Annotated in this window: 1 protein-coding gene (cut by a window edge); it reads left to right on the top strand. The window is 66.3% G+C overall.

Features of this window, described 5'->3' with window-relative positions; genetic code table 11:
• On the top strand, nt 1-13,996 hold the 3' end of the coding sequence (locus NA8_RS18085; protein ID WP_063051565.1) for a LuxR C-terminal-related transcriptional regulator. 16,313 nt of this gene lie to the left of the window's left edge; 13,996 of the gene's 30,309 nt are visible here — the last part of the coding sequence; the start codon falls outside the window, past its left edge; it ends in the stop codon at nt 13,994-13,996.

Genomic DNA, 13,996 nt, shown 5'->3' with positions numbered 1-13,996 from the left:
TGAAACCGCACCGCGGCGCTATGTCGAAGCGAACCTGACGGTGGAGGATCTGGGTGCGGTCGCGGCAGCGAGCGATCGGGGCAGGCACGCGCACAACGAGGACGCCTTCGCCCTGGTCCGAGTGAATGTCGGTGGCGAAGAGGCCACCGCGCTGATCGTGAACGACGGTCTCTCCCGGCCGAAGGGCGGTCACCGCGCCTCCGCGGCCGCCAAGGCAGCCGCCCACGATTTCGTGGTGGCGGCGCTGCGGCAGGCCGACCGCGACGGCCGGATCGATCCGGTGGCCGTAGTCGAGGGTGCCGTGGCCGCCGCCCAGGAGGCGGTACTCGCCTTGCCCCCGGAGTCTCCCGCGGACAAGCCGCCCGCCACCACGATCGTGGTCGCGTTGATGGAGTCGGGACGGCTCACCGTCGACTGGGTGGGCGACAGCCGGGCGTACTGGATTCCGCTGGACGGCGGCCCGCCGATACAGCTGACCAGGGACGACTCGAAGGTCCAGGATGTGCTGGACGTCTTCGAGGACACCACTCGTGAAGAGGCCGAACACTCATCGATCGGCGGCCCCGGTCTCACCCACAACCTCGGCCGGTCTCTGGAAGGGCTGAAGCCGCGCGAGAAGGCCCGAGACATACGCGGCGACGGTGTCGTCCTGGCGCTGACGGACGGTGTGTGGGAACCGATCAGCCCCGACGACCCCGAACCCGTCGCGGCCATCGTCCGGCGGTCGCTCGCCGAGGCCCCGGGCGATCTCGGCGCCGTCACCCGCGCACTGGTACGGGCAGGCATCGAAGAGGGCACAGCCGACGACGTCACCGCCGCGGCGGGATTCCTGTCGGCCACGAACATCGACACCCCCGCGACTACGGCGACGGACCACGACGGGCCCGCGACCCCGGCCGATCGTGGCGCCGACCCCGTCGCGATCGACTTCGATCCGGACGAAGCCGATACCACGCCGGTCGGGTCACGACAACCCGAAACCACCCCGCCGCGGAACTCGCCGGATCGCTCCGGGGCACAGCCGGGCCCACAGCACGGCACGACCAACGAGACGAACACCGCCGGCCGAGTCGGCACCCCGTGGGACAGCGCAGTGCGGCTGCGGCAGGTCCTCGAGCAGCATGTCGCGAGCGGACGACCGGAGCTCGCGATCGCACTGCTCAGGCAACGGTTCGCGCCCGAGATACCGCGCCTCGCAGAGAATTTCGGGCAGCAGGCGGCGCACCACATTGCCGACGAGGTGTGCGCGACGGCGATCGCACGCCTCGGGCAGCTCGGTAGCCGAAGTATCGAGTTGTGGTTGAACAACATTGCGCGAGAGATCATCTGGAATCATCGCCGTATCGCGGGACCCTGGCAGAGGATCCGGGAGTTCGTTTCCGAATGCGCACAACTCGAGCAAACCGATCCACTGGTCCGGCTGCTGGCCGAAGCCCGAACCGCGGATGTGCGGCGTATTCTGGAGGGATTGCCGAGCCACCGGCGTGACCGTTTGATCCGCGCCTTCTGGCCCACGGGTCCGGGCACATCACCTACCGCGCCCTACGGCACCGAATCCGATCGTGATGCGCTCTGGGTCGCAGCGCGCCAATTGGCCACAGCGGTGGCGACCGCGGCGAACTTCTCTGCCCAGCTACCGGTTCGGGCCGCAAGCAGCGCACCTCGGATCGACCGACCCAGCAGCCGCACCGCGACGACGTCCTCGCCCTGGCTCACCAGCAGGGAACTCGAGGTGCTCAACCTGATCTACCAGGGTTTGACCTATGCGGAGATCGGGCGACGGCTGGATGTCGACACGACGGCGGTCACGAACTACCAGAGGAACGCGGCCAAGAAGTTCGGTACCGCCGGCCCCATCCGGACGGTCCTGGCGGCCAAACGGCAGGGATTCATCCACGACGGGGACCGACCAGCGGCACCAGCGGCCGGTACCGTCCAACTGTCCCGCGAGCAACGACAACTCCTCCAGTTGATGGCCGACGGCCTCACGGATCAGGCCATCGCCGAGGTGCTGGGCGTGGCCACGCTCACCGTCAAGCGCCGCCGAGCCCGGATCGGCGCCGTACTCGGCGAGACGAAGCGAACGCCGATACTGATGAAAGCCCTGCGGCTGGGAGCCTTCGACGCCCCTGCGAGCGAAGACACCACGCCGAGCAAACCCCGCAGACCGGACACCGTCGCCATCGATCTCGGCGACCCCGACGAACCTGACGCACCGGCGGAGCAACCAGCGCAGGGCACCGAGACGCCCGGAGCCACCCCGTGGGCTCGACCCGCGCGGAGCGAGGCACCGCCGGGAACCGCAGCGCTCAATGTGAGCGCTTCACGGCCCGGTCCTCTGCTGCGTCGAGTCCAGGAGGCGGAGCTGGCCCGGTACCTCTACGGTCGGCCGGAAGTCAAGGCTGCGGCGGTGGCGGTGCTGGACCGGCTGGAGACGGTGATCAGGGTCCTGTTCCAGGACGTGCTCGAGGGCATGTCCGCGACGGAGAGAGACGAGCGGATCCGAGCGGTTTTCGACGCGTCCGCGAGGCCGCGGTGGGGCGGCATGGTGCTGCCGTCGGTGCCGATGGACGAGCTGAAGCGCGACGGAAACCTGCGCGAACTGTTGTCGGCCATGCTCAACGCCATGATCCGCAATGCCGAACTGGGGGAAGCAGCGGTGGGTCTGACGTTGGACCAGGGCATCGCCCGGTACATGAATCAGACGCAGGAGTGGCGACGGAGCAAAGCGCGCGAACTGGGGCTGGACTTCGACGCGCTGGAGGCGGTTCGCGCGGCCGTTCTCGGGGACAAGCAGCCCGGAGAACCGGTCACCTGGAAAGACCTCAACCCGGTCGAGTACGTGCGCAGGCACGACGACGCGGCCGATCGGGCCTACGCGGAGTACGAGCGGCGAAAGGCGGCATTCCCCGAACGAACCTCGGACGCGCCACATCTCATTCCCACTTCCCGGGATGCCGCCGCGCTGGGCATGCCGCTGTCGTTGCGCGAATTCGCCGCACTGCCGGAGCGGAGAGTGCTGCGGATCAGCAAACTCGACCTCGGGGGCAGCGGGGCAATTCCCCGCCTCGACGACGGGCGCGTCGATACCTCCCGATTGGAAGCCCAGCTGCGAGAACACGACGACTCTGTCGCCTATGTCGCGCCCACCTACATGCTCGACCCACGCGGACGGCGAATTGCCGACGAAAATGGTTGCCGCATCGTATCGATCAGCGTCTACCACGATGAGGGCACCGTCGGTCCCGAGGAAGCCTTCGCCCTCGACCACTCCGAACGGGTCATTCAGCTCCCGTGGCGACCGGGTTACGTCTACGTCGACCCCGACGACAGCAACGACGACATCCGCAGGCTGGCCGAACAGGAAATTCCCTCGAACGCCGGCATTTCCGGCACCGCCACCCGGATGCTCGCCCGCTTCGACTGGCTGCGCCCGCCCGGCGTCTCCCGGCACGATTTCATTGCGGCGTTGATCGCCTTCATGCTTCCCCACGAGCACACGGTGTACGAAATCGGGCGGGGCTTCGAGATGGCGGGGGTTCGAATGGGCGACGACGCGGAGTCGATGTATCGCACGATCATCGAGCAGTTCGGCCCCGGGCAGCTGTCCGACCGCCTGCCGCATGCCGAGCCGAGTGAAACGAAACGGCAGCCGGCACGGACACCGTGGCAGACCGCGCGGAACGCAGGCAGCGCCCGGAGAGAGGTCGTGCCACACGCTCGGTCGGGTCTGCAGGCGCCGCCGACCACCGCGACCGCCGATTCGTTCGACGAATGGATCCAGGAGCTGCGGGACCTGGGAATCGACACCGAACGGATGGTGTCGGATCTGACGGAAATCTGGGACTACCTGCGCCTCGACCCGAAAGTCCGGGATGAGTTCCCGGATGCTTCCAGACCCGGAGAAACTGAGCACATCGGCATAGTCACCGGGCCCGTATCGTCGGCCGATCTTCTTCGCTACGGCCTACCGCACATCACCAGACCGGAACTCGTGTCCGCGATCTCGAACCAGGTGCGGGGACTCATCGAGACACCGGCGATGGGACACATCGTCGAGCATGACGTACCTGAGAACGTGCGCATCGCATACCAGAACGTGGCCGGGTCGCTCGAACTCGCCCGAGTCGGGACGACCCGACAAGAGTTCCGGGTGTTCACGCGACTTGTGGAAGGCAAGGACTACAAAGAAGTCGCGACGGAACTCGAAGTAACGCCGTGGGCGGTGCAGAAGTACGTCAAATCGATCTACGCCAAATTCGGCATCGAGGGGCGCAACGAGCTGGAAGCGGCGATCCGCGCCCGCCATGCCGACAGCACCACCGCGGCCGCCTCGCGCAATCTCGCTGCGCCGACCGAGACCACAGATCAGACACCCCAAGCTGATAAATCAGCGCGCCGGCCTGGGGGCATCGACCCCGTAGCGATCGATCTCGGCGATCCGGACGAGACGACGACCACGAGGGAAACGGGCTTGGCGCATACCAGACGACTCGCGGAAGCAGAGCTCGTCAGGCTGCGCGAAAAACGTGATCTCGCAGCTCATCTGCTGAAATTGTCCCCCGGGAGGAGTGACAGCGCATTGCTGCGCGAGATCGCAACCACCCATCCGTTCGACGACGCCTACGCCCTGCGCACCGGCCCCCGCGGCAAAGAACTGATCGGCGACATCGAGAGACACATGGTCGCCGAAGACCAGTTCCGCCGCTTGGACGGCGCCGCGACCGACCTGCTGCACGCGCAGGTCCACGCGGCGCTCTATGGCGGAAGCGCCCAGAGACAGGCAGCTCGGGTAACGAGAATCCTGGAGGAGAGCAGCGACAGCACGGGCGTACTCGCGGGCAGCGCGGCTCGGTCCATCCCCTATGACGGCCGCGCATCGGCCGCCCGCATCATCAACGATCTGTATCGAGCGGAGGTGATATCGCACCCCGATCGGTCGAGCGCCTCGACCGAGATCACCGTGGCGGACTTCGAAGCCAGGTCGGGAGGCAGGTTCACAGAACCGTCCACCCCGCGCCGCATCGACGCCATACTCAGGCAACTCGGGGATGACGCATCGGTGGTCGTCGACAGCGGAGGCGAGCATGCGCGGCCGTTCGTCCTGCATTGCTATGACAACAAGGTCGTACGGATCGACCCTGGCGCGAGCGACGGCGTGACTCCGTTCCGCGCGGACGCTCAGGGTCCACCTGCCCGGGCGCTGTTCCTCGACGGCAACGGTGAACCGGTGCCGCCACGCTTGTTGGACTGGATAGAAGCCACCTACAACCTCGAACACCCGTTCCGGCTCGCCCCCGACCGCGGGGTCTCGGGCGATGGGGAAGTCGCCCGCGGGGTCTGGGGAGAATTCGGAGCGGCGGGCGTATTGATCAGGCACGTCGACAGCGCCGAGACCGCCAGGTACTTGGTCACGAAGTCGGCGGCGGGCTATTCCCAGGGCAACTGGCAGCTTCCAGGCGGCGCGTTGAATTCCAAGGAAACGCCCGCCCAGGGTGCCACCCGTGAACTCTTCGAAGAACTCGGCGTGCGCGAAATCGACGCGCAGAACCTGCGACTGATCGATACCTCGGTCGTCCGCGCGGCCCGGAGAAGGCCCAAGAACTGGACCTACACCATCTTGCTCGCCGATACACCCGAACAATTCGACGTCGTCAGCGATGGCGTCGAGACCGAACATGCCGCATGGCTCACCCGCGACGAGCTGGAGGCGCTGGCGGCCCGGGGTGAAGTCCATTCCGCACTCGCCGCGCAACTTCCCGCTCTCTTCGATCGTCTGGATTCTCGGCCACCTCGGCAGCCCTGGAGTCCACTCGCCGCGTTCCGGAACGTGTACGACGCAATCGGCGACGACTACTACGATCAGGCGGAGATGGTGAAATGGAACCACCCAGGTCTGGACGAGCAGTTGCTTCCCGGATACGTCGCGATCCGCACATACACCGACAATCTCTACTACTGGGAGATGAACGCCGCCCTCCGGTCCGGCGATCCTGCCCGTATCAACGAGTATTACCACCTGATCCAAGGCATCACTGCCGCGCTGCACACACTTCCTCTCCACAACGGCGTGGTAGAACGGCAAATCAACGTGTCGCCCGGAGCCCTCGTCCGGCTCTTGGCGAAGTACCGGCGCGGGAAGGTCATCACGGAGCCCGCGTTCGTCAGTGCCAGCGAGAGACCCGACGCCCTCGGCGGAAACGTGAAGTTCGTCATCCACTCGTTCACCGGTCGCGACATCTCGAAGATCTCGAGGAACTCGGGCGAAGACGAAGTGATGTTCGCCCCCGGCTCCCATTTCCAGGTCCTGCACCAGACCAGGCAGAAGGGGCAGTGGGTTATCGAAATGATGGAAGTCGCGGGTACTCGCGGCCTCGAAGATCACGACGACCACGGCGCCGCTCGGCAATCGACCGATGCCGGCACCACCCAGCGCGATGTTCGCGACACCACTCCCGGCCCCGACCCTGTCGCCATCAACCTCGACCTCGGCGACGAAGCCACACCACCGATCGACAACGCCGAGTCGCCTGACCCGTCGGCCGAGCCGGCGGAGGGATCTGGGGCGAGCAGGACGGCAACCGAGATCGTCGCCGCCCTGGAGCGTGCCGACTGGCTGCCGATCGAGGTCAGGGCCGCTGTAGGAGATAACCGGCGAGCGTTGGCCCGGCGTGTCGACAGACTTCCCGATCTGCAGCGAGAATGCCTGCGCCAGAAACTCGTCGAGGGACATACGACCGCTGCGGTGGCCGGCCTTCTGGGCAAGAGCCGCGGGGCCGTCACCATGGCCCAGCGCCGCGCCATGGCGAGCTTGTCCGAGATGCTGCCGCCCGGTTCGCGGGCTTGGCTGCAGGCTCCGCAGAAGACAGCGCAGAGTCAGGCGGCCGAGCAGGGCAAGACCCCCGACGCGACCGCACCGCCCGCGATTTCCGAAGAAGACGCGGCGCTCGACGCCGAAATACGTGAGCTGGAGCGTGCGCTCGGCATCGAGACCGATGCCGAGCGCACACTCGAGCTGACGTTGTATATGGAGGACAAATTCCGGAATGTAGCCATCGCGGCGGGTGTGGCTCGGCCCGAGTTGCTCTTCGGACGTAAGGAGTGGCTGAGCTGGCTGGAAGCTCGCCACTACGCCAAGCAGCATCTCGGCGATGAGCTGAGCGTGGAGTTCATCCTGAAATTGCATGAGCTGCTCGGGCATCGGAAGGATCCGGAGTCGGCAGGAAAATTCGGTTTTTCGAAGCACAGGAACTGGGGCTCGTTGCAATGGCCGGCATCCGAATACGAGCGTGCGGCAATCCGTGCCAACCGTCTTCTCACCTATGTGCCCGGGCCGTTCGAATCCGGCCCGTACGGTGTCGTGTTATATCCGGCAGACGAGGGTAAACCAGGAGCACGCCGGGCGCGAGTCCTGGATGCGCCGTTGACCGAGGCGGAGATCGCGGCCATCAATGACGATCCATTGCGGGGATACCTGCCCACATTCCAGACCCGAGAATACGGGGTCATCCTGTACCCGAATTTCGGCAGCCCGGACGGGACGGCCGCGGACGTAGCAGCGATGTGCGAGTGGTTCAACGCCGTGATGAGTAATCCCGACAAGGATCCCTACGAAGTAGCCGCAGACCTGGAGCTGTGGAGCATTTCCGGGCATCACGGGAAGGGCGACTATCACGGCCGACTGTCCAGGATCCTGCTGAATTGGGCGCTCGAAAAGCAAGGGAAGCCCGCCAGCGCAATTCCGGAGTTCGAGGAAGATCTCCTCACCATGCGGGACGACTGGGTGGACACGGTCAAGGCGGGAAGCCTGCGGTACCGACTGCTCGAAGCCCAGGTCGAACAGTCCGCGGGTACAGCGGATCCGGTGGCGCTGCTCGGTCTCGCCGGTGCGCGAGAGCGCTACCGCCGGATGGGTGGAAAGCCCGCGCCGTTCGTGCCGGGAGAACAGCACGATGCCCTCGCCTGCAAGCGACTGCTGGCCACGCTGCTGTCGGACGCGCCGCTCCCCGCAACCGACGAGCAGGTACTGGCAATCGTCGACCGATCGCTGCGTGACGGGCCGGATGGGGGCGGGGGCACAGCGCCCCAGCCGCAGAGCACCCCGCACGAACCCGCAAAGCCGACATCATCAGGTAACCGCATCGACCCCGTCGCCATCGACCTCGGCGATAGCGATCAGTCCGAGCGAACGACAGCCTCGTCCTCAGGGCCGAGCCGGACCACCTACGACACGGTGCCACTGCCGGAATCCCTGGTCGAGCCTGCCGACGACATCGAACTGGTGTGGCCTGAGGTGGATTCGCGCGGATGGTTCATGGTGCCCGGGACGGGGCCCGACAAGCCTTTTCACACCAGCGACCCCGAAATCGGCGACCCTTTCATCCTGCTCGCCAACGGAAAGTTCGTAACCGCCGACGCGTCGCACGAGGATCTGCTCAGCGCACTCCTCGCGCAGGGCGTATCGCTGGATGAGATCAGCGGCTTCGGATGGTGGCGGGTCAGCGGCCGAGTGAAGGGTCTCGATGCGTTCAGCCAAGGTTTCGAGGAATGGAACGGGGATCCGATGAACCCCGCGCAGGTCCTCGACGCCTTGGAGAGCAGCGGAGCCGATCGCAGCGTGTGTGAATTCGACACACAGTTCGGTTCCGAGCACCAGGGCCTGATGTGGCGAGGCGCGGCAGCCGAGATGCCTGTCGGACAGATACTCAGCCACGAAGGCGACGCATACAAGCTGCTGTCCGGCTACTCGTCCGCCGACGACGGCGCAAATAACCGCATTGTCTTCTGGAACGACCTCGTCGCCTGGGAAGCGACCGCCGAGGGCCAGTCGTTCACCATCCGGGTCAACGCGGTCCGAAGTGAACCTGCCGAGGGCACGATCACTTTGCGTACCGACGGTGACTCTGTCACAGCGCATTACACCGCCGTCCGGCTCGGACAGGATCAAGCGCGAGCAGCGGCCGCGTGGTCGGTCCTGCACGACAAGTTCACCTCCTGGCTCACCGATTCCGGCGCGTCCTGGGCGATGGGCAGCGAAACGGCTCCGACCGAAGATATTTCCGTCGCGGCCACCCGGCCCGCGACAGTGGCGGAGTCTGCCCAACGGTCCGAGCGAATCATTCGTGCTGAGCCGGAGGGCCGATACAGCCCGAACGCGGCGTCGGAAGCCGCGTCCTGGCTGGCCGAACAGCTCGACGGCTGGTCAACCGAACAAGTGAACCTCGCGTGCGCCGAACTCACGGCCCTGGTGACCGACGCCGCCGAACACCGCCACGGCAGAGTCCACCTGGTGGCGGAGACAACCGACGACCGGCTGCGCGTGACGCTGCTCGACACGCACGCCGCCTCGGCGCCGCGGAACGCGCGAGGTGGGATCCCGACCCGCTCCGGTCTCGCTGTCCTCCCCGGACGGGCTGTGGCAGCGGATGATCCGACGCCGATACGCTCCGGCGTCGAGCTGTTCAAACGCCATGAGCACGGCTGGCACCAAGCCGTATGGTTCGAACTACGCAAGCCTCACGCAACCGCCACCGACACGGGAACGACACCGCGCGACGGCGCCGGCCCCGTCGCGATCAACCTCGACCCCGACGACGATGCCGATGCCGATGCCACCGCCGGCTTCACCACCGCAGCCCAGCAAGCAGGTGATTGGGTTCCCAACTCCACACACGACGATCCGCCCGAGGCACCGCTGCCGGCCGAAACCACTACCCCACCCGCGCCCGGTTCCCGGATGTCCGCTGTCGAATTCGTCGTGCGGCTCGACGAAGCCCAACGCTCCGGGTCGCCCGTCCGAACGAGGCCCGACCATTTCGACAGCCAGAACAGCCTCACGGAACTGCTCACCTATCCCAACGGCTTCCAGGTGATCGAGAAGAGCATGCTGTTGCCCGAGTGGCGCGCCGCCGAGATCCTGGTGTCGGCTGTCGGCTATCTGCTCGGGGCACCCGTACCGCCGGTGATCCCCACATACGATCGCGAAGATACCGTGCTGATGCCATGGCTACCAGGCGATGCCGTTGCGAACGTCGCCACCCTGGATGCTGCCACTCTGGAGATGTTGCGGAACCATCCGGACACACGCGAGCTGGGTTTCCTCGATGTGGTCGTCGACAACTGGGACAGAATGGACAACCTTCTGCACGACGGTCACCACTACTACGGCCATGACCACGCGTTCGCCTTGGAGATGCCCCTCGACCCGAGTACGAGCCCGATCTCGCAGCGTTACGTCACCGGTGTCGACCGCCACAACGAAGCCGACCCGTACGAATGGGCGGCCATCGACCGGAGCCGATCAGAACTCGATGAGCACATACGCGCCGTCAGCGCATTGCGGGCGTTGTTCATGGTCTACGGGTCCGTGGACGGGCATCGACGGGTGCTCGCGCGACTGGAAAGGATGCGCGAGCACGCTGCCGGCGACGCACCGCAGCATTCGAAACGGCCCGTGTCCGTCGACGGCGAGATCGCCGAGTTCTGGCGAGATTTCCAGGATTTCCTGATCCGTGCCGGGACCGTCGTGGCGGGGGACCCGGCCATCGAAGAACTGGCCCGCGCTCGTACGTCGGATGTCCGGGCTGCGTTGGACAGCCTCACGGACAGCCACCGACGCCTCATTGATCTGTTTCGGCGCGGACCCGAGACTCCGGCTCCGGGACAGGCACAACCCACCGATCACGGGATCGAGGCCGCCGAGATAGTGAGTGCTGCACGCACACTCGCGATCTCCGCAATAGAATCCAGCAGCCGGTCGGCCCCGGAACCGAGTCGGTCCGTACAGACGAACCACTCGGCAGGCGACAACCGCACAGACCCCGTCGCGATCGACCTCGATGGCAGCACGCCCCAGTTCCACGGCGAGACCGCCCCAGCCGAAACAGCTTCCAACACCCGCGGGGCCTTCGGCACCGACAAAGGCGAGGAAGGATCCACGCTTCCAGCCGATCCACACACCACCCGACAGGAGAGGAAGCACGCGGCGCGGGCGATCGCCGCACTGCGCCATCAGCTCGGGGCGCACGCGACACTATGGTCGCTGGTCGAGCGCGTCGACCCCGATGAGGTAGTCGATGCCGCCCGCGCACGCGCCAGAAGGAATGCGCGCTGGTGGTTCTCACTGTCCACCGAACAGCAGGCGGGGATGGTGGCGGTCCACCCCGCCCTGATCGGCAATACCGACGGCATCCCGTACACCGTGCGCGATTACGCCAATCGCCGGTCGATCACCCGGCAGCTCACGCAGCTGCGCCGGATCATCGGGCACCGCAAACTCACCGCCGCCGAGAAGACGCATCTGCTCAACCTGGAGACCACCCGGGATCAACTGGCCGAAATAGAACGCCGCGTCGAGGAATTCGGATCGCCGCCGGTACAACTCCTCGCCTACGACGCCGAGAAATACGACGGCAACGGTCGGATCTCCGTCTGCATCGGAGACGCCGACGAGGCGACGAACGTCACCCGCCATGTCGGCGGCTTCGGGACCACGCTGCGGTCACTGCTGTACCGATACGGGTTTGCGGGTGCACAGTACGAGATGACCTCACGGTACGCACCCGAAGAGACCGTGGCGGCCATCATCGATATCGGCTACGAACACCCCACCAAACTGCTGAAGGGAACGCTGCCGGTTCTCCCGTTCGATCCCGCCTATCACCGGTTCGCCGAAGTCGGTGGCTATGTCGTAGCCCGAGATATTGTGTCTTACAACAGCACTCGCGAATCGTTGGCAGAGCATCGAGGAACCGCGCTGCCGCGGTTGCACACTCTGGTCGGACACAGCTACGGCACCACGACCGTGTGCTACGCGGGCCGGGACGTCCGGCTGGCCGGCGAGATCGACCAGGTGGTTCTGACGGCCTCCCCGGGCGCGGGCCCGATGACCCGGGCTACCGACTTCGGTATCGGGGCCGAGAACGTCTACGTTCTGACGGCGACCCGTGATCCCATCGCCTGGCTCGGCGCCACCGCTCCCGACCGGCGCGGCCGATTCCTCAACCGCGGTCTGGGACCGGATCCGGCCGGCGAGTCCTGGGGAGCGGTGCGGGTCACCGCGGAGCCACCGAAGACACCAGAGTTCCGCAAGCGGACGCAGGTCCATCAGGGTTACAACTCGTATGCCGATATCGAGGCCCGGGTGCCGACCGAGTCGCTGGACAATATCGGCCTGATCACCGCGGGCCGTGGCGCCGAGGCCACCCGCGCCGAACATCGGCCGGCCGATGGGGGCCGCGCTCCGGTGCTTCATCTCACCGATCCGGAACGCAGGCGGGCCGCCCGCACCCGCGCACTGAACGAGGGCTTCGAGCCGGCGGAGGCCGCCGAAATCGAGCAGCTCATCGCTGAACTGTTGACCTACCGCGGCAAGGACGGCAATCGTCCGTTCGCCTACCTCGAGCACATACCGATTCCCAGCGCTGCCGAACCGTCCGGGCCGGATTGGGTCGCCAACCGCGGGCGGTGGTTCCGGGCGCTGCGCGAGGGCGACCGCGCCACGCTGCGAACCGTAGAACTCACCGCCAAGGATGCCTTCGAACTGAAGCGCTTGCTGCGACGCTCCCCCATCTACCTGACGCTCGCGCTGGTCGTCGCTACCGGTTTGAAGGCCGAACAACTATTGGGTATTTCCGCCCCGGGTCCGCTGTTGTTCAAGCAGGAGAAGCGAGTACAGGGGAACGAGACAATCACCGTCTGGAAGTTCCGGACCTTGCCCGAGGACGAGCCGGAGGGACCCACCAGCAGCGCCGCCGTCGACAGGGCCATGCCGTTCCAGTGGTACCTGCGCGAAACATCGCTCGACGAGCTGCCACAACTGCTGTCGATCGCGACGGGAACCATGTCCTACCTGGCGGGCCGACCGATGCTCGACGGCGACCGTGTCCAGATGCGGAAAGTACTCACACCCGGGGAATACGCCTTCTGGGAGCAGCACCTCAAGAACGACCTGTGGTCGGCGCTGCACTTCCCCGGCTGCCGCGGTTTCGACCGCGAGTCGCCGGAATATCTGCGCACCAGATATCTCGCGGCCCGCCTCTATTCGCTGATCGGAAGCCAGTCGGTCGACGAGTACATGCTCGGGGTGATCGACCGGTACCTGCTCGGCATGGCTAGCGGCCGAGGCCGAGTACTGATACAGAAGCTCGCGGCCCAGCTGCATGGCCGTTTCCTGTCCAGCCCCGGTGCGGTTACGGAGACGACCGATGCCGCGGCACAACCGTCGCCCGACGCCGAACCCACGCAATCCCCCGATGGTGACACCGATCGACCGGCCATGGACAGCGGCGTGGCGCAACCGTCGCCCACCCTGGTGGAGCCCGCGCCCGACGACCCGCTGCTCGACCGGATCCGCGGCATCAACCCACTGCGCCACTGGGACATCAGCGCCGAGTGCACCCTCGCCGCCGACCTCCGGCTCAGCGGCCGACCCGATATCGTCGCCGAACCGTCGGAAACAGGACGAGGACCCGGTGACGACAGCCGATCCCACATCCGGTTCATCCAGGCCCACTACGACACGACGTTCCAGCACGTCGAGAGCTGGACCGACCTCGAACAGCAACTCCTCGACGCCGGCCACCTGGCACGCGGCATCATCGCCTACCGCCACCAACCTTTCGGAGGTTTGCAGGGCCACACCGTCAACGTCGTCAACTACCACGGCACCATCCGCTACGTCGACGGGCGATCCGGCCGAGACGTCACCAAGGGCATCCACGCACTGACCAACCGGCTCACGGTACCTGCGAGCCATCGCAACCGAGGTCCGGATATCGACGCCCACTTCCTCCGCACCGACGGCCACTACGCCGGATCCCGCCCCGGCGCACCGGGTGTAGCGAAGCCCGTCGCCGGCCCGCCCACGGTCGACGAACCCGCCCGCGAGCCCGGGGACGTCGACGAACCCGCCCGCGAGCCCGGGGACTCCGAACAGGACCCGCGAAGTTCGCCGGAATCCGAAACATCCTCGAGCACATCGAGCAGCGAAAACTAA

The organism is Nocardia arthritidis NBRC 100137 (genome assembly GCF_001612765.1).
In the GTDB taxonomy this organism is placed as follows: Bacteria; Actinomycetota; Actinomycetes; order Mycobacteriales; family Mycobacteriaceae; genus Nocardia; species Nocardia arthritidis.
Note: the sequence above shows the minus strand (reverse complement) of the source record. Positions and strands in the feature narration are given on the sequence as shown.